Here is a 24,538-nt window from a genome sequence, read left to right on the forward strand (position 1 = left end):
GAAGCCCGGGCAGGTTCAGCATAGAGAACGACCACCACAGGTCAGGCTGACATATGATGAAATATCTCTCACTTACCAGGATCCTCCTGGTCCTGCTGACCATTGCCTGCCTCAGTGGCCTGTTCTACCTTCCCTACCGTTCGGTCCGCACTGAAACCATCGAGGCCTACAACAAGGAACAGTTCATCCTCGCCTCCCAGGCGGCCCGGGAAATCGAAGCCTTCTTCAATACCTGCACCAGCGCTCTGTACTACCTGGCCAGCCAGCCCTCGATCATTCGGCTCGACAACATCGGCCGGAGGCTCATGGAAGACTTCCACACCATCCATGCAACGGAAATTTCCGCGGTAACACGCATTGATGCCACCGGTCGTATAATTTATACCGTACCTTTTGACAAGAAAGCCATCGGCGCAGATGTTTCCAGTCAGCCCCACAACAAAAGAATCATGGAAACCCATAAACCCGTGGTCAGCGAGGTCTTCATGGCCGTCCAGGGTTATCCGGCGGTGGCCTATGTCTATCCCGTCTTCGACGGCGCCACCTACCAGGGGACGATCAGTTTTCTGATCCCCTTCGAGGAACTGGCCAAAAGATATGTATCGGCCATTGAACAGGGCAACAAAAGCCGGGCCATCCTGATCAGCCGCACCGGGGTTGGCCTCTACTGTCCGCTGGATACCCTGGAAGAAAAAATCGCTCATCCGGCCTGGTCTCTGAAGGACCGGCTGACCGACTCACCGAGCATGCTCCGGATGATCGAAGAGATGATGGCCGGCAGAACCGGCCGGGCCGTCTTCACCGTGCCCCACTCCATCCACTCGCCAAACGGTGGCGCCACCATGCACGCGGTCTACCGGCCCATTCACCTCCCCGACAACAACTACTGGTCCATTGCCGTGGCCACACCGGAACACCTGGTGCTGCAGACCATGACCGATTTCCGCAACAAGTGGCTTCTGGCCACCACCATTGCCATATGCGTGGTCCTGGTGCTGAGCTTTTTCCTCTCCTGGTCACTGGCCACCAGTACCGAGGAACACCGGCGCCTGGCCGTGGAGGCCCAGCTGCACCGGCTGCTGGAACATCTGCCCATCGGGGTTGTGCTCTGGGACCAGGACGGCCGGATGATCTACGCCAACCGCGCTGCCCTGGAGCTCCTGGAGGAATCCCGGGAGGAGGCGATCCTTGGCCGAAAGATGCTGGATTTTATCGATTCCGAGTTTCACGACCAGTTCCGCAGCCGCCACGAACAGCTGCTGCGCCGGAAACCCGTCCCGGCCACCACCTACAAGATCATCACCAGTAAAAACAATTGTCGGACCGTGGAGGTCGACACCGTTCCGTTTCATTTCAACGAACAGCCCTGCCTTATATCCCTGATCCAGGACATCACCGAACGGTTCGCCGCCGAAGAAACCCGCAAACGGCTGGTCACGGCCATTGAACAGACCCGGGAATCCATCCTCATCACCAACCGCGAAGGTATCATCGAGTATGTCAACCCGGCCTTCACCGCCATCACCGGCTACTCCCGGGAAGAGGCCCTGGGCAAGACACCCAGTATCCTGCGCAGCGGTAAACATGACCAGGCCTTCTACCGCTCCATGTGGCAGACCATCACGTCGGGCGAGGTCTGGCAGGGGCGGATCGTCAACCGGAAAAAAGACGGCAGCCTGTTCGTCGAGATGGCCACCATTTCACCGGTCCGGGACAAGGAGGGCAAGATCACCCATTTCGTGGCGGTCAAGCGGGATATCACCCATGAGGTGGAACTGGAAGCGCAACTGCAACAGGCCCAGAAAATGGAGGCCATCGGCACCCTGGCCGGCGGCATTGCCCACGACTTCAACAACATTCTCGGGGCCATCATCGGCTTCACCGACATGGCCCTGCTGCTGTGCGATCCCGACTCACCGGTCTACGAAAACCTGGAACATATCCGTCAGGGCGGCCAGCGGGCCACCGATCTGGTCCAGCAGATTCTTACCTTCAGCCGCCGCGGGGCCACGGCCAAACACCCGGTTTCCGTGGCCCCGCTCATCAAGGAAAGCCTCAAGCTGCTGCGGGCCTCCCTGCCGGCCACCATCAGGATCAACCGGCAGATCAAGGCACCGGACGCCAAGGTCCTGGCCTCCCCGGTCCAGATTCAGCAGATCATCATGAACCTGTGCACCAATGCCTTCCATTCCATGGGCGAAAAGGGTGGACAGCTCGATATCATCCTGGAAACCGTGCCACAGGGAGAGGACAAGACGACAAACTGGGTCCGCCTGGTGATCCGGGATACAGGCTGTGGGATTGACAAGGAGATCCTGAACCGGATCTTTGACCCCTTTTTCACCACCAAGGAACCGGGCCAGGGCACCGGCATGGGGCTCAGCGTGGTCCATGGAATCGTCCACGACCTGGGCGGCATCATCAAGGTAGAATCGACTCCGGGAGAGGGATCGATCTTCACCGTGCTGCTGCCGGCCACCGGCCAGGGACTGGAACCGGAGCTGGTGGAAACCGACGAGCCCCTGCCCCGGGGCAACGAGCATATCCTCATAGTCGACGATGAGCGCGATATCTGCACCACCTACCGGATGATGCTCGGTCACCTCGGATACCAGGTCACCGACCTGTGCAATCCAGAAGAGGCCCTGGAGTATCTGCGAAAAAATCCCGAGGCCTTTGACCTGGTGATCACCGACCAGACCATGCCGGAGATGACCGGCCTGATCCTGCTCCATGAAATCCTGGCCATCAACCCGGACCTGCCGGTGATTCTCTGCACCGGCTATTCGGAGCAGGTCGATGAACCCAGGGCCCGGGAGGCCGGAGCCCGGGGCCTGCTCATGAAACCCATCGATCTGCAGGCCATGGCCAGGACAGTGCGACGGATTCTGGACGAGGCAGGCAACAGTACCGGGAACTGACACGCCCTGCCCTTCCGGATCCCGTCCCCTCAGCCCCTTTTCGCCCCGGCCACCCCTGCCGGCCGCCGCTCGTCTGTCTTCGACACACTACCGTGATCCGGCATCATCCGTGGTCGTGGCCGACCTGGCAAAGGCGGCCAGGTTCTGGCCGGTGGCCGCCAGCAGCCGCTGGCGGGCCAGGTGGTAGTTGACCAGAGCCTGGGCCAGACGGACATGGGTGGTGGTCAGGTTGCGCTGGGCCTCGTTGAGCCGGACAATGGAAGCGGTCCCGGCCTGGTATTCCGCCTCGGCCAGCTCCCGGTTTTCCCGGACCAGCTCCACGGTTTGCCGCTGGAGCTCGACCTGTTCCTCGGCCGCCTGCAGGAGTGCCATGTCCTGGCGTATCTCGGAGGCCACCCGGTTGCGCAGATCGGCATACTGGTAGCGCAGCTCCCGCAGCCGTAACCGCGCCTCGACCTGCCGGGCCCGGTCACCCCCGCCCGAATAAAGATTCCAGCCCAGGCTGAGCATGATACTGGAACCAAAATCATCCACCCCGAGTCCCATATCACCCTCCCGAGCGCCGTTCACACCCCCGGACAGCTGAAGACGGGGATAGTCGCTGGCTTTCGCCATCCCGGCGGCGGCTTCGGCCTGCCTTATCTGCATGGCCAGCGTCTGGATATCCGGCCGCGTCTCCAGGGCCTCGGCAAGCAGCCTGCTTACCTCTGCCTGCCGGTCCACGGCGGCAGGGTCCGGGCAGATCACCTCCCGGTCCAGCGGTGCCAGCTTCATGTTCGGGGGCAAGGCGCCTTCGGGCAGTCCGAGCAGGGCAGCCAACCCGTAGAGCGCGGCCTCGTACTGACGCTTGCCCAGCAACAGGGCGGTGCGGGCCGAATTGAGCTGGACCTTCATATTGAGCACATCGCCCCGGGAGCCGGTGCCCACTTCAAAGCGATTCTGCGCGTCCTGAAGCTGCTGGGCATAGAACCTGGCATCGGCGGCGGCGATCTCCACCGCCGTCTGCTGGAGCTGGGCATTATAGAAAGCCTCGGCCACCGCGGCCAGGAGCAGACGCCGGGCATCCCGGCGGGCCGCCTCCAGCGATTTCTCCCCGAACTTGGCCTGCTGCTGGTTGAATTTGCGGTAAAAGCCGTCAAAGAGAACCCAGGTGGCCTGCACGCCGAGGGAATAGTCATCAACGGTCCGGTCGGCAGTACCGCCATAGAGCATGGCCATATCCCGGGCCGCTTCATAGTCGTTATCCGACAGCCGGACCATCCGGCCCGAAGCGCTGAGATCAAGCGAGGGGTACCAGGCAGCCATGGCCTGCCTGACCCGGGCCCGGGCCTGTTCCAGCCGGGCGCCAGCCGCCGCCATGGAGGGATTGGCCTCCAGGGCGAGGTGCTGGGCGGCCTCGAGATCGAGGGCTGTACTCTCCTCCTTCCCCTGAATCTGTGCCGGCAATGGAGCGGACTTGCCTCCAGGTAGCTCCCCGGCCTGTGCGGCCATACTCCAGCAGAAAACGACCAGAAAAAGCATCAGCTGCAACCGTCTGCCTCCAGCGACCCTTTGTTTCATTCTTCTTCTCCGGTATGCCATACAAGATTTCATGCTTCCTGCCCAAAGGCGCCTCCCTCCCTGGACTTTTTTTCCATTTAAGTCGCCCGTGTCCGCCGGCGCAAGCACAACCACTATAAAAAAACTTCAGCCGGCCCGATCCGTGCTTTCCTGCCATGGCAGGGGAGGCTCCGTTGCCGGCTGCCTTCGGCCGGATGCCGGTTCCACCGTCTCCCTGGTGGGGCAGGTACCGGTCCGCAGTCGGACCGCCAGCCGACGCAGATCATTGACAATGGCCAGCAGGGACGGGATGAGCACCAGGGTCAGCACAGTGGCAAAAGTGACTCCAGCGGCCAGGGACAGGGCCATGGGGATAAGAAACCGGGCCTGGAGATCCGTCTCCATGATCAGGGGAGCCAGCCCGCCCACCGTTGAAATGGAGGTGAGCATAATGGCCCGGAACCGTCGGGCCCCGCCTTTCTTGACGGCCTCGAAAAAAGTCATGCCTTCGGCCAGGTTCTCGTTGATCCGCTCGATGAGGACAATGGCGTCGTTCACCACCACCCCGGTCAGAGCCACCATGCCGAACAGGGACATCATGGAGAGATCGTATCCCAGCAGCAGGTGCCCGATGATGGCACCGATAATACCGAACGGCACGGTGAAAAGGATGACCAGGGGCTGGAGATAGGAACGGAAAATGGTCGCCACGATGACATAGATGCCGAGCACCGCCAGGGGAAAGGTCACCTTGAGGCTGGAAAACGATTCGCGCATGTTCTTTTTCGCCCCCTGGAGCGACACATGGAGGCCGGGAAACTTGCGCTTAAGCTCGGGGAAAAAGGTGGCCGAGAGGTCGGCATAGATCTCCCCGGCATTGGCCCGGCGGGCGTCCACATCCGCGGTCACCGCCACGCGCCGCAAACCGTCGGTGCGAACAATGGCGGAAAATCCCGGACCATAGGAGATATCGGCCACCGAGAGAATGGGCACCTCGGCCCCGTCCGGAGTCCGGATCCGCAGCCGTTCAAAGTCGGAAAAACGGCTCCGCTCGGCCCGGGTGAGCCGCACCTTGACCCGGATGTCGTCGCGCCCCCTCTGCAGCCGGTACGACTCCACGCCGAAATATCCCGCCTGCACCTGGCGGGCCAGGTCTTCCGCCGTCAGGCCCAGCGCCCGGGCCCCGGGTTTCAGGGCCAGGCGGAACTCGTTCTTGCCCGGACTGTAATCGCTGCGGATCTGCGTCACCCCGTCGTAAGAGCGGAGTTTGTCCATCACCAGGCCGCTGGCGGCCAGGATCTGTTTCATGTCCCTGCCCTGGAGCCATATCTCGATTTCAGGTCCACCCGGACCGGCGGACAACCCCTCAAAGGTCAGGGAACGGGCCCCGGGAATCTGACCGATCTCACGCTCCCATTCCACCAGCAGTTCATTGGAGTGGACACCCCGCCGGGCCGAATCCAGGAGAATGAACTGGACCGAGCCCATGTTGGGCCCGGTACGGCCCATGGTCCCGGACAGGGTCTGGCCCAGCAGCCGCAGCCGTTTCTCGATCATGGGCTCACCGGTCCGGGTGGGAATCCGCTCGGCCACCCGGACAAACCCCTCTTCGATCCGGTCCAGGGCCCTGAGCGTCACCTCGGGCGGCGTACCGTCGGGAAACTCCACCGTGGAGGTGATGACAAACCCATCGATCTTGGGAAAGACCTGAAATTTCACCAGACCGCTGCGAACCAAGCCAAGCGACAGAAGCAGGACCGCCAGGCCAGTGGCCAGGGTGACGTACCGGTATCCCAGGACCCGGTCGAGGAAAGGGATATAGTGCCGGGACACGAAACGCTCCATGCCCTCCTGGGTAAACCGCTGCATCCCGGCGAGCACTCTGGCCAGGCGATTTCCGGGCCTGGTCGAACGGTTGAGATCCGGCAGATGGCTGAGATGGGCCGGGAGGAGAAACAAACACTCGACCAGCGAAATCAGCAGGCAGGAGATGACCACCACCGGCAGGATGGCAATGAACTTGCCCATGATACCACCGATATAGGCCAGCGGAATAAAGGCAACCACGGTGGTGAGAACCGCGGCAATAACCGGCATACCCACCTCGCTCACCCCGTCCACCGCCGCCACAAGTGGCCCCTTGCCCAGCTTGCGGTGCACATAGATGGACTCGCCCACCACAATGGCATCGTCGACCACGATCCCGAGCACCATGATGAACCCGAACAGGGAAACCATGTTGATGGTCGCGCCCATGGACCAGAGGATGAACATGGCGCCGGCCAGGGAGATGGGAATACCCATGCCGGCCCAGAAACTGAGCCGCAGGTCGAGGAAAAGCCAGAGGAGAAAAAAGACCAGGGCCATGCCGAGGAGACCGTTGCGGGTCAGCAGGTTGATCCGAGCCTTGAGGGCCTTGGTATTGTCGTAAAAATCGGTCAGCGACACCCCGGGGGGCAGCTGGTCCTGTTTCTCCTGCACATAGCGGCTCACGGTCTGCGATATCTGCAGGGAATCCTCGGTACTGGTCTTGAACACCATGACAAAGACCGATGGCCTCCCGTCGATGATGGCCACCACCGGATCTTCGGTGAACCCGTCCCGGATATCGGCCAGGTCACCCAGACGGATCAGCTCGCCTCCCGGACCGGTGAAGACTACGATCCGGGCCAGCTCCTCGTCGGTGTACTTCCGGTCCACGGTCCGGATCCGGACCTCTTCGCCCCGGGTCCGGATGGTGCCGCCATGCAGATTGATACTGGCCCGGCGGATGGCCGAGGCCACCTGGGAGAGCGTCAGTCCATACTCGCGCAGACGTGCTTCGGAGATCTCGATGGAGATCTCGTAATCCCGGACCCCGAAGACCTCCACCTGGGAGATACCGTCCAGCAGTCGCACCTCGTCCCGCACCCGCTCGGCCCAGGTCTTGAGCTGTTTTTCGCTAAGCTCCCCGGAAAGGGCCAGCAGCATCACCGAATCACGTATGGTGATCTCGGTGGTCACCGGCCGTTCCGCATCCACGGGAAAGGTGGAAATGGCATCGACCCGGGCCTTGATGTCATCGAGCACCTCGCTGACATCATAGCCCTCGCTCACCTCGACCACGGCCGAGCCGATCCCCTCGGACGAGGTGGTGGTGTACTGCTTGATGCCCTCGACATTTTCCAGGGCCTCTTCCAGCTTGAGACAGATTCCCTCCTCCACCTCTTCCGGGTCAGCTCCGGGCCAGACCACCCGGATGGAAATTCGGTCCAGGGAAAACTGGGGAAAGGACTCCCGGATCATGGACGAGGCGGCCAGGATACCGGCCATGAAAATCAGGACCAGGACGATATTGGCGAAGACAGTGTTGCCGGCAAAGGCGGCCAGAACTCGTCTCATGGGTGCTCACCGGAGGGGCTGGGGATGTCGTCTGTCTCTGACACACCGTCTGTCTCTGACACACTGCTGATGGAGAGCAGGGCGTTCTCCAGGGGATTTTCCAGCCGGGTGGTGATCACCAGGTCGCCTGGTTTCAGGCCGGCGGTGACCAGGGCCCGCTCCTCTTCGACCCGGGCCACCTCCACCTGCCGGGTCTGCAACCTGCCATCCACGGCCACATAGACCCGGTTGTCAAAGGTGACCGCCCGGCGCGGCAGGACAAAGACGTTCTCCAGGGCGGTACCGGGAATCGCCACCCGGCAGTACATGCCCTCGACCAGGGGAACCCCAGTCCCGCTATCCGGTTTCGCAGATAGACGCAGGGCCACCACCACGGTCCGGCTTTTGGGATCGAAACGGACCACCCTGTCCACCACGGCCTGCCCCTGGACCCGGGCATCCTCGACCCACTGCACCCTGCCCGTTACCGGCAGGGGCGTCCCGAACCAGTATCCATCGCCGGCCCGGCCGTCAAACCGGAGCCAGCGGGCCGCCTCGCGGCTGTCCAGACCGACCTCGATCTCCAGGTCCCGGTCATCGACCAGGGTAAAAAATTTCCGGCCAGGGCTCACGTAGCTGCCCTCTTCCACCTGCACTTCGGCGATCCGGCAGGTGAAAGGGGCCCTGATGACACACCGGTCCATGCGCAGCCTGGCCAGCCGCATGGCCTGTTCCAGCTGCCGGATCTGGTTGCGGACCGCGTTGTAATTGCTCTCCGCCCGATCAACGCTTGTGATGGTGCCGGCCCTGTTACGCTTATAGAGTTCCCGCACCCGCTCCAGCTCCCGGCGGGCCAGCACCTGGTCGCGCTCAAGAATCTCCAACCGGTCCCGGGCTGTTTCATATTCCAGCCGGTAATCGCTATCATCGATGACCACCAGCACCTCTCCGGCCTGAACCTCCACCCCTGATTCCAGGTCACCCCTGCCGTCGCGTTCCCGGCCATAAACCGAGACAACCCGGCCGGAAACCTCGGCCGATATCTCCACCCTGCTCCGGGAGCGGATTTCACCATACCCGTCAAGGGAGATAGTCACCTGACCGGGCTGCACGGCCATCACTTCGACCGGCAGGGCGTGTTCGCCCGGAGCGTTGTGCCGTGGTGGTTTCTTCATCTTCTGGAGCAGGACAAAGCCACCGGCGCCACCACCGAGAATCAGCAGGCACAGAATAAGCCGCAGGAGGAGAGAGGGGGAGGGTTGGGTTGTGTTCATCATCTGCCTGTACGGTTTCCATTCATGTCTGCAGCTCCGGACCCGGACCGGGAAACACCTCCCTGGCGGCCGAGACGCTGCTGGAGGACCTTTTCCACCTGCTGCAGGACCCTGTACCACTGCTGGGCGGTTTCCGGCCCCAGTTCGCGCACCAGGTCGACAAAGGAGGCGATCATCTGTTCCTCGATCCGATCAAGATCGTCAGTGGCATCCGGACTCAACCCGATCACCACCTTGCGCCGGTCGGCCGTGGACCGTTCCCGGACCAGCAACCCCTTATCCACCAACCGTTCCACCATCACCGACACCGAGGGCGGCGAGACGCCGAGCAGGTCCGCCAGTTCGGTGAGGGTCAGCTCCTGCTGACCACGCACGGTGAGCAGCAGATTGAGCTGGGCCAGCGACAGTTCCCCGTGGCAGCAATTATCACCCCGGGCAGCGGTTCCAGCCAGTCCCTGGAGCAGGTGCCGGCGCAGCATCTTGCCCACCGTGAAGATATACCGGGCCTGTTTACGCAACAGGGCAGCGTCTGTTTCCTTGTTATCCAACATCAACTCCTTTCCCTGTCCCACCACAACCCGGCAAGACCGGGCCCTGACCATTATTTAACAAAACAAACAATTAGACTGTCTAATAAATAAAAGGCAAAAAAAATGTCAAGGGATAAACACCCCTCTCCCGACGACAGGCAGGATTTCCGACATGAAAAAAGCAAAAAAAAAGCCGCGCATGAGCGCGGCCGGGCTGGAAAACAGACAAAAAACCTCAGACAGCGTCGGGGTAAGGGAAATCCGGCTCCTTGAGCAGTTTGAACATTCGCTGCTTGGTCTTGGTCTTGCTGTCATGGTACAGTACAAGCTCCCGGATCAGGGACAGAACCTGCTCTTCATCGGCACCGCGGACCACCCGGCGACCGATCTGGGGAAAAGCGCCCAGCTTGCCGCCCACGTACACATCCATGCCCTTCGGGGTTCCGACGATACCGATATCCGTGGTCAAAGACCCGGGACAGGCCACGGTACAGCCGCTGATGGCGATTTTCAGCTTGGGCTTCACCGGCGCCATACCGGCCAGCAGTGAGGAGATCTTTTCCTCCAGACCAAAAGTGTCAATCCGGCCGAATTTACAGTGCGGGGTGGAGACGCAGACCTTGGGCAGCGGGTGCTTGACCTGACCCTTGAACCGGGCTCCGACCCGGCTGGCCAGCTCATCCATGATGGCCTGGCGGTCGCTCTCCTTCACCTCCAGCAGCCGCAGGTTCTGGGTCGTGCTCAGATAGAGAGTGAGCTGATATTTCTGCACCACATCGTTGACTGCCTGCAGAAATTCCGGGCTAACCAGCCCGGCCCCGCAGAGAATGGTCAGTGACTCGGTTTTCTCCTGTTCCATTGACGACGCATGCCTCCTGAAATGTTATATTGGAAACGGTTGAATGGTAAAAAATTATGTAATTACCACTGAAATTCAGCCACTGATGGATAAAGGTGTCGGCGTCACTTGTTGCACGGGTGTCTGTGGCCTGGATGGCCACAGTCAAGCCCCCAGGGACGGGTTTATGGCGTCCCGTGAAACAAGGGAGGTCGACACCGGTTTCAATGCCAAGGATTGATGGTAATCAGAAAAAATTATTTCCGCCGCCGGCTCCAGAGCGGATCCTGACCGAACCGGTCCATCCACCAGTCCTCGGCATCATAGATATCGTGTTCTCCGGGACGGAGCGGGAAACGGTAGTCCTTTATATAGCGCATGAGCAGCTCGTAGGCCGCGGTGATCCGGTACATGATCGCCTCGGTCTCCTGATCCGGCTTACCGGCGGTATCGGGATGATATTTCTTGCACTGCCGGTGATAGGCCCGCTTGATCTCACCCAGGGTGGCCCGATCACCCAGGCCAAGCAGTTCCCTGGCCTCCTCCACCGCCTGCCGCCATTCCTTACTGTTCACAGTCCGTGGCTTCCCTGTTTTCGTCTGTTTTCGACACACTCCAGCTCTTCTCGGTCCCGCTGAGCAGCCGGCCGATGTTCTGGTAATGCTTGATCCAGATCATGACCGCGACAAAGGCCCCCAGCCACAACTTCCAGGCAGGCTCGCCCAGCAGCCAGAGCCAGAGGATCACCGTGGCCGAGGCCAGGAGCGAACCCAGGGACACATAACCGGACAGCCAGACTGCGGCCACGAAAACCACCAGGCAGCCGAGCACGGCCATCGGTGCCAGGTACAGAAACACCCCAAGGCCAGTGGCCACCCCCTTGCCGCCCCTGAATCGGAGATAGAGCGGAAACATGTGGCCGATAATGGTCGCGGCCCCGCACAGGGCAATGACCAGGGTGTGCTGCCCCTGGCCACTGGTGAAGAAACCGGCCAGGTACATGGGCATAAAGCCCTTGGCAATATCGAGCAGCAGAGTCAGCAGCCCCAGTTTCTTGCCCAGCAGCCGGGCCACGTTGGTGGCCCCGATATTCCTGCTGCCCCGGGTACGAATATCGATTCCGCTGGGGCGCGACACCAGCAGACCGAACGGTATGGCCCCGATCAGATAGGAGAGCAGGATAAGGAGAATGTCTTGTGGCGCCATGATGTTATCTTCGGTTCAGGTTACACTCGCAGGTGAGGCTGATGGCCTGACCGAGACGCTGAAAGAATTGGTGCGCCTCTGCCGAGTCGGGATTTCGCTTAAGCTCGTCTTCATACATGGTGAAAAGCCGGGTGATAACGTGCGCCGCCTCATCCTCGGCCAGTTCACCCAGGGCTTCCCATATATCGTTTGGATTGTTCATGACCCCTCCACGGGATTAAAATCACCTAACTGGCAGAGCCTACAAAAAATTCCCTGGAAAAACAAGACAGACGCCCTTCTTTTCAGTGGCGTTTGCCCAACCTATCCGGTATGTATGCAGTTATAAATGAAGACGGAGTGACACGGATATCTGGAGTCTCTCCCATGACATATGCAGGACAGGTGTCCTGCCCGACCCCACCCCCTCCGCGGTGATGGCACGGCGAGGGAAAGGGTTGTTTTTCTATTCCTGAACAAGCAGCAGCAACCGATGGCCGTACTAAAAATACTGAAATACCCTGACCCGATCCTCAGACAGAAGGCAAAGAAAATAACCGTCTTTGACGACAAGCTCAAAAAACTGGCCGCAAACATGGGTGAGACCATGTACGATGCCCCGGGCGTCGGCCTGGCCGCCAACCAGATTGGTGTTCTGCAGCAGATCATTGTCGTTGATGTTTCCAAAGAGGAAAACGAGAAGAAATACATTGTCCTGATCAACCCGGTCATCTCCAACGGAGAAGGCGAGGTGGTGGATGAAGAGGGGTGTCTCAGCGTCCTCGACTACACCTCCAGGGTCCGTCGCTTCCGCAAGATCCACGTTTCAGCCCAGGACCTGGACGGCAAGCCCCTGGAATTCGACGCCGAAGACCGGTTTGCCCGAATCATCCAGCACGAGGTGGATCATCTGCACGGCAAACTGTTCATCGACCGGATCAGTGCCCTGAAAAGGGGGTTGTACAAGAAAAAACTCAAAAAGATCCTCAAACAGAGGGGAAAATGAACGATCAGACGGAACATGCGGCTCCAGACAGAAAGCTCCGCATCCTGTTCATGGGCACGCCGGACTTCGCAGTGCCCGCCCTCCAGGCCCTGCTCGAGGGTCCGGATAACGTCATCGGCGTGGTCTGCCAGCCGGACAAACCCCGGGGCCGGGGCAAAAAGCTGAGCCCGCCGCCGGTCAAGGTGGTGGCCCTCCAGCACGACCTCCCGGTCCTGCAGCCCACGTCCATCCGCACCGACGAGTTCCTCGACCAGGTCCGGGAAATGAACCCGGACCTGATCGTGGTGGCGGCCTACGGCAAGATCCTCCCCGGCCGACTCCTCAACCTGCCGCCCATGGGCACCATCAATGTCCACGGCTCACTGCTCCCCAAATACCGGGGCGCCGCCCCCATCCAGTGGGCAGTGATCAACGGCGAGACCGAGACCGGGGTAACCATCATGCAGATGGACGAGGGCATGGACACCGGCGATATCCTCCTTCCGGCCCGGATCGAGATCACCGACGAAGACACGGCCGGGACCATGTTCGAAAAACTGGCCCGCCTGGGCGGCGAGACCCTGCTCAAGGCCATCGCCGGCCTCAAGGACGGAACCCTGAAGCCCATCCGCCAGGATGACAGCCAGGCCACCGAGGCGCCCATGCTGAAAAAGGAAATGGGTCACCTGGACTGGTCCCGCCCGGCCAGGGAACTGCACTGCCTGATCCGCGGGCTCGACCCCTGGCCCTCGGCCTATTCGTTCCTGGACGGCCGGCGCTACCGTTTCTACAGTCCGGCCCTGGTGGAAGGCGCTGTCAGCGAGCCTCCGGGCACCCTCTGCCGGGCCGACAAAAACGGCCTGCTGGTGGCCACCGGCGACAACTACCTTCTTGTCCGGGAAATCCAGCCTGAGGGCAGAAAACGGATGAACATCCAGGCCCTGCTCTGCGGCACGGATCTGCCGGTGGGCAGCCAGTTCTCCTGAGCCATTGCCGATCATGCGTATCGGATATCTCGATTGTTTTTCCGGCATCAGCGGCGACATGCTGCTTGGGGCCCTGATCGGCGCCGGGTGGCCGGAAAGCGAGCTGCACCACTGCGTGGAAAGCCTTGGCCTGGAAGAAGTCCGGGTCCAGGTTTCACGGGAAACCATCCAGGGACTGGGAGCGGTGCGGGTCCGGGTGGAGAGCGACAGATCCCAGCCGCTGCGCCACCTGCCGCAGATCCGGAAGGTTCTCGAGCAGTCGACCCTCCCGCTCCGGGTGCAGCGCAGGACCATGGACGTCTTCCACAGGCTGGCCGAGGCCGAGGCAGTCGTGCACGGCTGCGCCGCCGACGAGGTTCATTTCCACGAGGTTGGGGCCGTGGACGCGCTGGTGGACGTAGCAGCGGCCATGGCCGGCCTGGACCGGCTCGGGATTGAGCATCTCACCTGTTCTCCCCTGCCCATGCCCACCGGCTTTGTCCGCTGCGCCCACGGTGAATTGCCCCTGCCGGCCCCGGCGGTGTGTGAACTCCTGCGCGGAGTACCGGTCTACGGCGTGAACCTGGACCAGGAACTGGTCACCCCCACCGGTGCGGCCCTGGTGCGGGAACTGGCCCGGGAGTTTGGTCCCCTGCCGCCCATGTGCCTGGAACAGACCGGTTACGGCGCCGGCACCATGCAGCGGCGGGACGGACGGCCCAATCTCCTGCGACTCATGGCCGGCAGCGGTTTTCCGGCCCGGGAAGCGCAGCGGGTAGAGGTGATCGAAACCCACCTGGACGACTGGAACGGGGAGCTGTGGCCCCATGTGAGCCAGCGGCTCATGGACAGCGGCGCCCTGGATGTGAGCCTGACTCCCATGCTGATGAAAAAGGGCCGCCCCGGCTACCTGCTCCGGGTACTGGTCGAACCGGCCCGTGGCCCGCAACTCAGGCAACTGATACTTACCGAGACCAGTGCCATCGGCCTGCGCAGCCGGATGGAGGAGCGCACGACCCTGCCCCGGCGGAGCGTCATCCTGGAGACGCCTTGGGGACCCGTCCAGGCCAAGGAGATCGACACGCCGTCCGGCCCGGTCATCACCCCGGAATACGAGGCATGCCGCCTCCTGGCCACAGAGCACGGAATCGCCCTGCAGACCGTGTACCGTACCATTACCGCCGCAGCCGCCACCGGCCGGAAATATGACAAGGAATAAGGACCCATGGATCGGTTGTTCATGTTCATAGCCACCGGCGCCTGGACCGGCTACCTGCCCAAGGCCCCCGGCACCTGGGGTTCGGCCCTCGGGGTGGCCATCTGGCTTCCCCTGCGGACCCTGGGGTTGCCCGCCTATCTCGGGGTGACCGGTTTGCTGCTCATCGCTGGCACCATTGCCGCCGGGGCGGCGGAGAAAATCGTTGACCGGGGCGACCCGGGCCTGGTGGTGATCGATGAAATCGTCGGCCAGCTCATCGCCCTGGCCATGGCCCCGGCCCATCCGCTGGCTGCCCTGGCCGGATTCGCCCTCTTCCGGTTTTTCGACATACTGAAACCCTTTCCCGTAAGCTGGCTGGACCAGCACATCCACGGCGGACTGGGAATCATGCTCGATGATGTGATGGCCGGAATCTATGCCTTGCTGGTCCTGCAGATCGGGTTGCGCCTGGTGTCTCTTTTCTGATTTTTTTCTTCAAGGAACCGAAGGCAGCCTATACAATGAGCTTGGCGGCACAATCCTTTCCCCACCAGGAGACATGACCGGTATCATCGATTTCCACACCCATGCCTTTCCCGACCAGGTGGCCACCAAAGCGCTCCCGGCCCTGGAAAAACGCAGCGGCGTCAAAGCCTATCACGACGGAACCGTCTGCGGCCTGCTGGCCTCCATGGACCGGGCCGGTATCGACACCTCGGTCATCTGCTCCATTGCCACCCGTCCCGAACAGTTCCAGGCCATCTTCGACTGGTCAGCCTCTATCCGCTCGGAAAAAATCATCCCGCTGCCCTCTGTCCATCCTGCCGATCCCGAGCTGAAAAAACATATCTGGACCATCGGTAAAAAGGGTTTCAAAGGGATCAAGATGCACCCCTTCTACCAGGAGTTCGTCATCGACGATCCGGCCCTGGACTCACTCTACGAGGCCCTGATACGGGAAAACCTGCTGCTGATCCTCCACACCGGCCAGGACATCGGCTTTCCCGACTCCGACTGCGCCTCGCCCCGGCGCATCCTCAACCTGGTCACCCGGTTCCCTGACCTGCGACTGGTCACCACCCACCTCGGCGGCTGGAACATGTGGGACGAGGTCCGGAGGCTGCTCACCGGCCGCCCCATCTACATGGAACTCTCCTTTTCTCTGGATTTCCTCGATCAGATCCGCCTGCGGGACATGATTACCTCCCATCCGCGCGGCTATATCCTCTTTGGCTCTGACTCACCCTGGTCCGACCAGGCCACCACCCTGAAAATGCTTCGACGGCTCGACCTGGACGAAGATCTCTTCCGGGAGATTGTCCGGGAAAACGGGCGGACGCTGCTGGGAATCTAGAAAACTTCTCAACTCAAACCGTATTTTTTCATCCGTTTCCACAGAGTTACCCGGCTGATACCGATTAACTCGGCCGCCTTTGTCCTGTTGCCGCCGGTGGCTTTCAGGGCTCGCTGGATTCGGCTTTTTTCATCGTCACCGGCGAGCCGGGCCGATGACTTCTGCAGACTGGCGCCGCAGGCGCTGCGAGGCCTGCCATAGAGATAGGCCGGCAGATGGGCCACATCGATCTCTTCGTCGTGGCAGAGGACAAAGGCGTACTCAAGCACATTTATCAACTCGCGAACATTCCCGGGCCAGGGATGGGAGAGCAGCAGATCCATGGCGTTCCTGGTGATGCCGGAGATGGGCTTGCCGGTCTTGAGTTCAAGGCGGCGTATCAGATGCTTGGTGATCACCGGGATGTCGTCGCACCGCTCCCGCAGGGGCGGCACATGGATGGGAATAACCGAGAGCCGGTAGTAGAGATCCTGGCGAAAGGTCTCCTTGTGCATCATCTCCTCCAGGTCGCGGTTGGTGGCCGCTATCACCCGGACATCGATGGTTATGGTCCGGTTGTCTCCCACCCGCTCCAACTCCTGCTCCTGCAGAACCCGCAGCAGCTTGGTCTGGGTCGAGAGCGGCATGTCGCCGATCTCGTCCAGGAAGATGCAGCCGGTGTGGGCAGCCTCGAACCGCCCCTTGCGGGAACGGTCGGCCCCGGTGAAGGCCCCCTTGACATGGCCGAAAAGCTCGCTTTCCAGCAGACTCTCGTTAAGGGCGGCGCAGTTGACCTTGACAAAGGGGCCCTGCCGGCGGGGACTGAGGTGGTAGAGGGCGTCGGCCACCAGCTCCTTGCCGGTGCCCGACTCGCCGTAGATGAGCACCGGCGCATCCGACAGGGCGGCGCTCTCGATGAGCTGATACATGTTCTGCATGACCGTCGACACCCCGATCATGCCGTGGAAGCTGTCCTCGATCTTGAGCTGGCGCCGCAGAGCCCGAATCTCGGCCTCCCGGGAGAGGACCGGGGTAATGTCGGTCAGATTCTCCACCCCGGCGACGATGTTGCCGTCCTCATCCCGCAGGACCGTGGCGTTCTTGTACACCTGCACCCGCCGGCCGTCCTTGCACTTGAAGGCGCAGCGCAGGTTGCGCACCTTGCCCCTGGTGAACAGGCCGCAATGCTTTTCCCCGTTGTTCCTGCTCTCGTCAAAACAGCTGCTGCAGGCAAGTATTTCACAGGTATTACCCACCAGCTCCTCCTGGGAATACTGCAGCAGTTCCTGCAGGGCCTTGTTCACGTAGAGGATGGTCCCGTCGGTATCGACAATCATGAGTCCCTCGGTCATGGTGTCGATCACGTGTTTCCAGTTCTCGCAGAAGTATTCGGTGATCACGACAGCTCCGTTCCTGGTTTTGAAAAGTTCATCGGCCGACCAACACAATGTAAAGGTTAACAAGAAACGTTAACCGAAACAATACCGAAACATACCTATTAACAGAAAAGACCGTCTCCCTGCAAAGGGCTCACCCTCTCCTGCCAGGTAACCACATGATATTCAAGATATTTTTCTGGCCACTGTCCTTGTCGCCTTCTGGCATCATCCTTGCTTCTTCAGGCAAGACGAGATTGAAGACAACACATTGTATCTTTTTATAGAATGCAACAAAGGAGGAAAAGATGAACAAGATGTACAGAACAACGCTTACCGTTTTTTCCGCAGCTCTGCTCATGGTTGGTGGCCAGGCCATGGCGGCGGAGGTGCCGGAAGATCACGCTGAAATCAGCGGCCCCTTTGCGACCCCCATGGACGTGACCCGGGCCTGTCTCGAGTGCCACGAGGACGCGGCCAGCGAGGTGATGCGGTCCTCGCACTGGACATGGGCCAGGGAGCAGGAACTCGAGGGCAAGGGCAAAGTGGTACGGGGTAAAAAGAACGCGATCAACAATTTCTGCATCTCCATCAAATCCAACTGGCCGCGATGCACGAGCTGCCATGTCGGATATGGATGGAAAGATGATACCTTTGACTTTACCGATGAGTCGCGGGTTGACTGTCTGGCCTGCCACGATACCACCGGCACCTACAACAAGGCCAAGGATGCGCCGGCCGGCGCCGGCATGCCCGCCGGATACACCGGCAATCCAAAATTTGACAAAAAACCGGTAGACCTGGTCAAGGTGGCGCAGAATGCCGGAAAACCGAGCCGCTTGAACTGTCTGATCTGCCATGCCAATGGCGGTGGCGGCAACAATGTCAAGCATGGAGACATCGACATGTCTCTGGTGAAGCCGAGCAAGGAGATCGATGTCCATATGGCTGCCGACGGAAACAACTTTGCCTGTCAGGAATGCCATGCCACCGAGCAGCATAATATCAAGGGCAATGCCCTGCTCGTTTCGCCCGGCGGTGACAATCCGGTCAACTGTACAGACTGCCATGACGCCGCACCGCATAAAAATTCACCGGTTCGCGGTACCCTGAACAAACATGCCAAGCGGGTGGCCTGCCAGACCTGCCATATCCCGTTCTTTGCCAAGAAAGATGCCACCAAGATGTCCTGGGACTGGTCCAAGGCGCAGGATCCCAAAACCCTGCCCAAGGATAAGCGGATTATCAAGGAACACGGCCACAAGGTCTATATCTTCAAGAAGGGCAAATTTGTCTACGAGCAGAAGGTTATGCCAACCTATGCCTGGTACAATGGTAAAGCCGGTGCGTATCAGCTGGGCGACAGGATTGACCCCACCGTCCCCACCAAGCTCAATTATCCGCTTGGCTCCAAGGATGATCCGGATGCCAAGCTCATGCCGTTCAAGGTACATAAGGGCAACCAGATCTATGACACCAGGAACAAGTACCTGATCGTGCCCAAGGTGTGGGGTCCCAAGGGAGATCCGGATGCCTACTGGGTGAATTTCGACTGGAAAAAGGCTGCTGCTGCAGGCATGAAGGCTGCCGGCCTTAAGTTCAGTGGCGAGTACGGTTTTGCCCCGACCCTGACCTACTGGCCCATCAACCATCAGGTATCTCCGGCCAAGGACGCCCTGCGCTGCAGGGATTGCCACGGTCCCGAAGGACGGATGGACTGGAAGGCGCTGGGTTACGAGATGGATCCCAAGGACGCCAAGCTGAAGCGTAAATAGGCAGGTCAGATTCTGCCGAAATACAACAGGCCCTGCTCCGCGATGCGGAACAGGGCCTGTTGTTGTTTGAACATGCAATTCGAGGCCGTCCTCCGGATACGGACGTCCCTGCAAACAGTCCTACGCCAATGCCTGCCGGATACGCTCCATGGCCCGGGCCACATTTTCATACGAGTTAAAGGCGGAAAGACGGATGTAGCCCTGGCCGCATTTACCAAAACCCGCACCCGGGGTGCATACCACACCGGCCTTGTTGAGCAGCAGGTCAAAGAACTCCCAGGAATCCCGATCTCCCCATATCCAGATGTAGGGTGAATTCTTACCACCCACATATTCAAATCCCAGCTCTCCAACAGCCTTGGCAATCAGATCGGCATTATTTAAATAATAGCCGACCAGCTCCCTGATCTGGGCCTTGCCCTCATCGCTGTACACCGCCTCTGCAGCCCGCTGCACCGGGTAGGAGACACCGTTGAACTTGGTGCAGTGCCGCCGGTTCCACAGCGGATGAATCGGCTGCCTGTTGCCCTGGCTGTCATAGGCCACGCATTCCCTGGGCACCACGGTATAGGCACAGCGGGTGCCGGTGAAGCCGGCATTCTTGGAAAAGGAACGGAACTCGACGGCCACCTCGCGCGCACCCTCGATCTCGTAAATGGAATGGGGCAGGGAGTCATCACGGATAAAGGCCTCGTAGGCGGCGTCAAAGAGAATCAGTGCCTTCTCCTCCCTGGCATAATCCACCCAGGTCTTGAGCTGCTCTTTAGTGATGGTCGAACCGGTCGGATTATTGGGAAAGCAGAGATAGATCAGATCCACCGGTTCGGAGGGCAGCTCCGGAACATAGTTGTTCTCTTTCGTGGAATCGAGATACACCACGCCCTCGTAGCGGCCATCACGGAACTCACCCGTACGGCCGGCCATGACATTGGTATCGAGATAGACCGGATACACCGGGTCGGGAATGGCCACCCGGGCGTCAGTGGAAAACAGCTCCTGAAAATTTCCGGTGTCGCACTTGGCACCATCCGAGACAAAGATCTCATCAGCCGAGATATCCGCCCCCCGGGCCTGGAAATCATGTTTTGCAATGGCCTCGCGCAGAAAGGCGTAGCCCTGTTCCGGGCCATAACCGTGGAACCCGGCGTCGGTGGCCATCTCATCCACCGCCTTGTGAAAGGCGGCCACGCAGGCCCCGGGCAGAGCCCGGGTCACGTCACCGATACCGAGTTTGATGATATCCATGTCCGGGTTGGCATCCTGGAAGGCTGCCACCCGCTTGGCGATATCGGAAAAAAGATAGGACGCCTGCAGTTTCAGGTAATGTTCGTTAATATGGAGCATAATCCCTTCCAATACATTGTTTTTTTCGGTTTCCGGCGGCATTTCTGACCCCGGGCGGAGAACCTCAGAAATCCACCACCACCCGGTCAGAAAAATCATACCAGCTCGCCACCAGGTCGTATTCCATCCGCCCGGCCCGAAGGGTGAAATCCGGGCTGGTTATCTCCACCTCCACCGGGCTGATCACCATCTTGGTGTCATCATAGTAGTGGAGCAGGTCAGTCAACATCTCTTCGCCGCGGGCCGGTTTCTGCAGGACCACATTGTCCTCCAGAATCAGATGACGCCGGGAGATATGATAGGTGCCCTTCCTGCTGGTTATTTCCATCTTCTCGCCGTCCCCACCGGTATAGACCGCCTGAACATCGACCATGAGGATCTCGTTTTCGTTTTTCCCGGTCCGGGCCCGGCTGGCATGGATAACCCAGTCCACCCGGCCCTGGCTGGCCAGGGTGATGGCCACGGAATCCATGGTGAAGTTCTGGCTCACCCCGGGGCCGGTTCCTTTGACCGGGGTGGCGGTCACCCGGGGCTTGAGAAAGGCAGTGACTGGCGGTTTCCACAGCGGAGCGGTCAAAAAGAGGACCAGCGGCAGCAGCCAGAGCAGGTTGCGTGGATTCCTGACCAGCCGGATCATATGTATTTCCTGAGGAACCGGGCCAGATCGCCACGGGCCTCGAGAATCAGGTCACAGACCTCGCGGACCGCCCCGTGACCGGCCGGCCGGTGGGTAACGTAATCAACCCGCTGGCGCACCTCGGGAACCGCTGTGGCCGGGGCGGCGGCAAAGCCGACCCGGGTCAGAAGCGGCAGATCCAGCCAGTCGTCTCCCATGTAGGCGGTCTGCTGGGGACGCAGGCCGGTGCGGGTCAGGATCTCCTCATACACCGTCTGCTTGTCCCCCCGACCCTGGTAGACATGGGCAAAGCCCAGGTCCCGGGCCCGCCGGCTCACGGCCTCGGAACTGCGGGCCGTGATCACCCCCACCTGGATGCCGGCGTCCTGCAGCATGCGCAGGCCAAAGCCATCCTGGGTATTGAACCCTTTGGATTCGCCGCCATCATGGGTATAGATGATGGTCCCGTCGGAGAGAACGCCATCCACATCCAGAAGCAGCAACTCCACCTGCCGGGCCCTGGGCAGGGCCTGTTGCCAGGCCTCGTCCCGCTCCACGGGCCGATTCTTTTCCCGGGCCCGCGCCAGCAGGGCCGCGGTCAGGTCGCAGTCCGAGTAGCCGCCGGGGCCGGTGGGGCAGGAACCATTATCCATTCTGATCCTCGTCAAGGGCCGCCCGGATGGCCAGCAGCTGCCGCAGGAGCGGCTCCACCTGATCCAGGGGCCAGCTGTTGGGCCCATCGCACAGGGCCTTGTCCGGATCCGGATGGACCTCCATGAACAGTCCGTCGATGCCGGCCGCCATGGCTGCCCGGGCCAGGGTGGGCACAAATTCCCGCTGGCCGCCGGAGCTGCCGCCGGTCCCGCCCGGGAGCTGGACCGAGTGGGTGGCATCAAAGACCACCGGACAGCCGAAGCCCCGCATGACCGGCAGGGAGCGCATGTCCACAACCAGGTTGTTGTAACCAAAGCTGGCGCCACGCTCGGTCAGAAGGATCCGGTCGCAACCGCCGTCACGGAGCTTGCCCACCGCGTGTTCCATGTCCCAGGGCGAGACGAACTGTCCTTTTTTCAGATTGACCGTCTTGCCGGATTTGGCCGCCGCCACCAGCAGGTCCGTCTGCCGGCATAGAAAGGCGGGAATCTGGATGATATCAAGCACCTCGGCCGCCATCTCCACCTGGCCCTGTTCGTGGACGTCGGAGACCACCGGCACCCCGACCTCCTCACGGATCCGCCCCAGCTGGCGCAACCCCTTTTCCAGGCCAGGCCCACGGAACGAACGCAGCGAGGTGCGATTGGCCTTGTCAAAGGAGCCCTTGAAGACGTACGAGATGCCGAGCCGGGCGCAGATATCCTTCATCTCCCGGGCTATCTCCCAGCCCAGTTCCCCGGACTCCAGGACACAGGGTCCGGCCAGGAGCAGCAGTGGCTGGCCCGGGCCAACCGTAATGGTCCTGCCTTCCGGCAGATTATTGAGGGTAATGGTCTGCATGAGTGGGTACCGATTCCTGCCAGGGCAGTGTCCTTACTTTTTCCTAAATTGAGCGATTTTCATTTGCAGATGGGTGAAACGCTCAATTTAGGTTTTTGTTTTCAAGCGAGGCCCGGATAAATTCCCGGAACAGCGGATGGGCCTTCATGGGTTTGGATTTGAACTCAGGATGGAACTGGCAGCCAAGGTACCAGGGATGATCCCGCAGTTCGACAATTTCCACCAGTTCGTCGTCGGGCGAGGTACCGCTGATCACCAGACCGGCCTCCTGGAGCTGATCGCGAAACTGGTTGTTGAACTCGTAGCGGTGCCGGTGGCGTTCGCTGATCTCGTCCTGCTGGTAGGCGTCATGGGCCAGGGTTCCCTTTCTCAGCTTGCAGGGATAGGCCCCCAGGCGCAGGGTCCCGCCCATGTCGGAGTTCTCGTCCCGGATCTCGGTCTTGCCGGTGCGGAAATCGTACCACTCCTTCATCAGATAGATGACCGGATAGGACGTCTCCCGGTCAAGCTCGGTGGAATGGGCCCCTTCCATGCCGGCGATGTTGCGGGCGAATTCGACCACCGCCAGCTGCATGCCCAGGCAGATGCCGAAAAAGGGAATCCTGTTTTCCCGCGCATAGGTGATGGCCCGGATCTTACCTTCCATACCGCGACTGCCGAAACCACCGGGCACCAGCAACCCGTCGCACTCCCTGAGCAGGGTCTCGGGATCGTCCTCCTCCAGGTCCTCGGCACTGATGTACTTGAGCTCCACCCTGGCGTCGTTGGCAATGCCGCCGTGGACCAGGGCCTCGTGCAGGCTCTTGTAGGACTCCTTGAGATCGACATATTTGCCGGTGATGCCGATGGTCACGGTGTGTCTGGGATTCTTGATCTTCTCGACCAGCTCCTCCCAGGGCTGAATATGCGGAGCCCCGGTCCAGATGCCGAGCTTTTCCAGGATCCGGTCGTCCAGGCCTTCCTCATGCAGCTTGAGGGGCACCTCGTAGATGGTGTCCACGTCAATGGCGGTGATGACCGACTCCGGCTCCACGTTACAGAACAGGGCGATCTTTTCCTTCAGCCCCTTGTCCAGCGGCACCTCGGTACGGCACATGAGGATATCGGGCTGGATTCCCGAGGCCAGCAGTTCCTTGACCGAATGCTGGGTGGGCTTGGTCTTGACCTCGCCGGCGGTCTTGATGTAGGGAACCAGGGTCAGATGGATGAACAGCGTGTATTCGCGGCCGAGATCACCCCGCAGCTGGCGGATGGCCTCGACAAAGGGCAGCCCTTCGATATCACCGATGGTGCCGCCGATCTCGATGATAGCCACGTCCACGGTGCCGTCGAGCTGGAGGACCGCCGCCTTGATCTCGTCAGTGATATGGGGGATGACCTGGACCGTGCCGCCCAGGTATTCACCCCTCCGCTCCTTCATGATAACCGAGTAGTAGATCCGGCCGGAGGTATAGTTGTTGATCTGGGCCATGACCGCGTTGGTGTAGCGCTCGTAATGCCCCATGTCAAGATCGGTCTCGGCGCCGTCGTCGGTGACATAGACTTCGCCATGCTGAAAGGGATTCATGGTGCCGGGGTCCACATTGATATAGGGATCCAGCTTCTGGAAGGTCACCGTCATTCCCCGGCTTTCCAGCAAGGCACCGATTGCGGCGGCGGCAAGCCCTTTTCCCAGCGAGGAAAGAACGCCACCGGTAATAAAAATAAACTTGGTTTTCTTGGTCGGTTGTACTTTCATGCCACCACCTGTACTGCTGGAAAAAGAAAATGGCAGCACCAAGCTGGTGCCGCCTCCCGGAAACCGG

General features: G+C 60.7%; 21 protein-coding genes. 7 read left to right on the forward strand and 14 right to left on the reverse strand.

The features are described from left to right. Positions 1 to 53: 53 nt before the first annotated feature. A complete protein-coding gene (locus GF1_RS14005) occupies positions 54 to 2,921 on the forward strand; it encodes a hybrid sensor histidine kinase/response regulator (RefSeq protein ID WP_267927170.1) in 2,868 nt (955 codons plus the stop codon). A gap of 87 nt (positions 2,922 to 3,008) precedes the next feature. On the opposite strand, the gene GF1_RS14010 is transcribed toward GF1_RS14005, so the two are convergent. The 8 genes from GF1_RS14010 to GF1_RS14045 all read right to left on the reverse strand — a co-directional run bounded on the left by GF1_RS14010 (position 3,009) and on the right by GF1_RS14045 (position 11,870). Then, a complete protein-coding gene (locus GF1_RS14010; protein WP_267927171.1) occupies positions 3,009 to 4,481 on the reverse strand; it encodes a TolC family protein in 1,473 nt (490 codons plus the stop codon). A 126-nt stretch (positions 4,482 to 4,607) separates the two neighbouring features. Then, positions 4,608 to 7,841 (reverse strand): efflux RND transporter permease subunit, encoded by a 3,234-nt coding sequence (locus GF1_RS14015; RefSeq protein WP_267927172.1) that lies wholly within the window; start codon positions 7,839 to 7,841, stop codon positions 4,608 to 4,610. Further along, on the reverse strand, positions 7,838 to 9,097 hold the full coding sequence (locus GF1_RS14020; protein ID WP_267927173.1) for an efflux RND transporter periplasmic adaptor subunit: 1,260 nt from the start codon (positions 9,095 to 9,097) through the stop codon (positions 7,838 to 7,840). The genes GF1_RS14015 and GF1_RS14020 overlap by 4 nt, the downstream gene beginning before the upstream one ends. Next, entirely contained in the window at positions 9,094 to 9,645 is a 552-nt protein-coding gene (locus GF1_RS14025; protein ID WP_267927174.1) for a MarR family winged helix-turn-helix transcriptional regulator, read from the reverse strand. The genes GF1_RS14020 and GF1_RS14025 overlap by 4 nt, the downstream gene beginning before the upstream one ends. Positions 9,646 to 9,859: 214 nt before the next feature. Further along, positions 9,860 to 10,483 (reverse strand): ferredoxin-like domain-containing protein, encoded by a 624-nt coding sequence (locus GF1_RS14030; RefSeq protein WP_267927175.1) that lies wholly within the window; start codon positions 10,481 to 10,483, stop codon positions 9,860 to 9,862. Between the two features lie 236 nt (positions 10,484 to 10,719). Beyond that, positions 10,720 to 11,037 carry a J domain-containing protein gene (locus GF1_RS14035; protein ID WP_267927176.1) on the reverse strand — a complete coding sequence of 106 codons (318 nt, stop codon included), beginning with the start codon at positions 11,035 to 11,037 and terminating at the stop codon, positions 10,720 to 10,722. After that, the gene (gene plsY, locus GF1_RS14040) at positions 11,027 to 11,668 is read right to left on the reverse strand and encodes a glycerol-3-phosphate 1-O-acyltransferase PlsY (protein WP_267927177.1); all 642 of its coding nucleotides are present in this window, start codon (positions 11,666 to 11,668) and stop codon (positions 11,027 to 11,029) included. Before plsY ends, GF1_RS14035 begins: the two co-directional genes overlap by 11 nt. A gap of 4 nt (positions 11,669 to 11,672) precedes the next feature. Further along, positions 11,673 to 11,870 carry a hypothetical protein gene (locus tag GF1_RS14045; protein ID WP_267927178.1) on the reverse strand — a complete coding sequence of 66 codons (198 nt, stop codon included), beginning with the start codon at positions 11,868 to 11,870 and terminating at the stop codon, positions 11,673 to 11,675. A gap of 270 nt (positions 11,871 to 12,140) precedes the next feature. On the opposite strand from GF1_RS14045, the gene def reads away from it, so the two are divergent. The 5 genes from def (at position 12,141) to GF1_RS14070 (ending at position 16,149) form a co-directional block, all read left to right on the forward strand. Then, positions 12,141 to 12,653: a peptide deformylase gene (gene def / locus GF1_RS14050; protein ID WP_267927179.1), complete on the forward strand. Its 513-nt coding sequence runs from the start codon at positions 12,141 to 12,143 to the stop codon at positions 12,651 to 12,653. Then, positions 12,650 to 13,618, forward strand: a complete 969-nt coding sequence (fmt, locus tag GF1_RS14055; protein ID WP_267927181.1) for a methionyl-tRNA formyltransferase — start codon at positions 12,650 to 12,652, stop codon at positions 13,616 to 13,618. The genes def and fmt overlap by 4 nt, the downstream gene beginning before the upstream one ends. Positions 13,619 to 13,631: 13 nt before the next feature. Beyond that, positions 13,632 to 14,816: a nickel pincer cofactor biosynthesis protein LarC gene (gene larC / locus GF1_RS14060; RefSeq protein WP_267927182.1), complete on the forward strand. Its 1,185-nt coding sequence runs from the start codon at positions 13,632 to 13,634 to the stop codon at positions 14,814 to 14,816. 6 nt (positions 14,817 to 14,822) lie between these two features. Next, positions 14,823 to 15,281 (forward strand): phosphatidylglycerophosphatase A family protein, encoded by a 459-nt coding sequence (locus GF1_RS14065; protein ID WP_267927183.1) that lies wholly within the window; start codon positions 14,823 to 14,825, stop codon positions 15,279 to 15,281. Positions 15,282 to 15,354: 73 nt separating this feature from the next. Beyond that, complete coding sequence (locus GF1_RS14070) at positions 15,355 to 16,149, forward strand: amidohydrolase family protein (RefSeq protein ID WP_267927184.1); 795 nt, start codon at positions 15,355 to 15,357, stop codon at positions 16,147 to 16,149. A gap of 8 nt (positions 16,150 to 16,157) precedes the next feature. Here GF1_RS14070 and GF1_RS14075 read toward each other — a convergent pair whose 3' ends face one another. After that, entirely contained in the window at positions 16,158 to 17,528 is a 1,371-nt protein-coding gene (locus GF1_RS14075; protein ID WP_267927185.1) for a sigma-54 interaction domain-containing protein, read from the reverse strand. Positions 17,529 to 17,812: 284 nt separating this feature from the next. Here GF1_RS14075 and GF1_RS14080 point away from each other — a divergent pair, with 284 nt between their 5' ends. Further along, positions 17,813 to 19,279 carry a tetrathionate reductase family octaheme c-type cytochrome gene (locus GF1_RS14080; RefSeq protein WP_267927186.1) on the forward strand — a complete coding sequence of 489 codons (1,467 nt, stop codon included), beginning with the start codon at positions 17,813 to 17,815 and terminating at the stop codon, positions 19,277 to 19,279. Positions 19,280 to 19,399: 120 nt separating this feature from the next. On the opposite strand, the gene GF1_RS14085 is transcribed toward GF1_RS14080, so the two are convergent. From GF1_RS14085 to pyrG, 5 genes are all read right to left on the reverse strand, one after another. Next, positions 19,400 to 20,623 carry an LL-diaminopimelate aminotransferase gene (locus GF1_RS14085; RefSeq protein ID WP_267927187.1) on the reverse strand — a complete coding sequence of 408 codons (1,224 nt, stop codon included), beginning with the start codon at positions 20,621 to 20,623 and terminating at the stop codon, positions 19,400 to 19,402. 64 nt (positions 20,624 to 20,687) lie between these two features. Next, the gene (gene lptC / locus GF1_RS14090; protein ID WP_267927188.1) at positions 20,688 to 21,260 is read right to left on the reverse strand and encodes an LPS export ABC transporter periplasmic protein LptC; all 573 of its coding nucleotides are present in this window, start codon (positions 21,258 to 21,260) and stop codon (positions 20,688 to 20,690) included. Beyond that, positions 21,257 to 21,892, reverse strand: coding sequence for a KdsC family phosphatase (locus GF1_RS14095; RefSeq protein ID WP_267927189.1), 636 nt, complete (start codon positions 21,890 to 21,892; stop codon positions 21,257 to 21,259). Before GF1_RS14095 ends, lptC begins: the two co-directional genes overlap by 4 nt. After that, on the reverse strand, positions 21,885 to 22,733 hold the full coding sequence (gene kdsA, locus GF1_RS14100) for a 3-deoxy-8-phosphooctulonate synthase (protein ID WP_267927190.1): 849 nt from the start codon (positions 22,731 to 22,733) through the stop codon (positions 21,885 to 21,887). The genes GF1_RS14095 and kdsA overlap by 8 nt, the downstream gene beginning before the upstream one ends. Positions 22,734 to 22,815: 82 nt before the next feature. After that, positions 22,816 to 24,471: a CTP synthase gene (gene pyrG / locus GF1_RS14105; RefSeq protein WP_267927191.1), complete on the reverse strand. Its 1,656-nt coding sequence runs from the start codon at positions 24,469 to 24,471 to the stop codon at positions 22,816 to 22,818. Positions 24,472 to 24,538 lie beyond the last annotated feature (67 nt).

Source organism: Desulfolithobacter dissulfuricans, from assembly GCF_025998535.1.
Taxonomy (GTDB): domain Bacteria; phylum Desulfobacterota; class Desulfobulbia; order Desulfobulbales; family Desulfobulbaceae; genus Desulfolithobacter; species Desulfolithobacter dissulfuricans.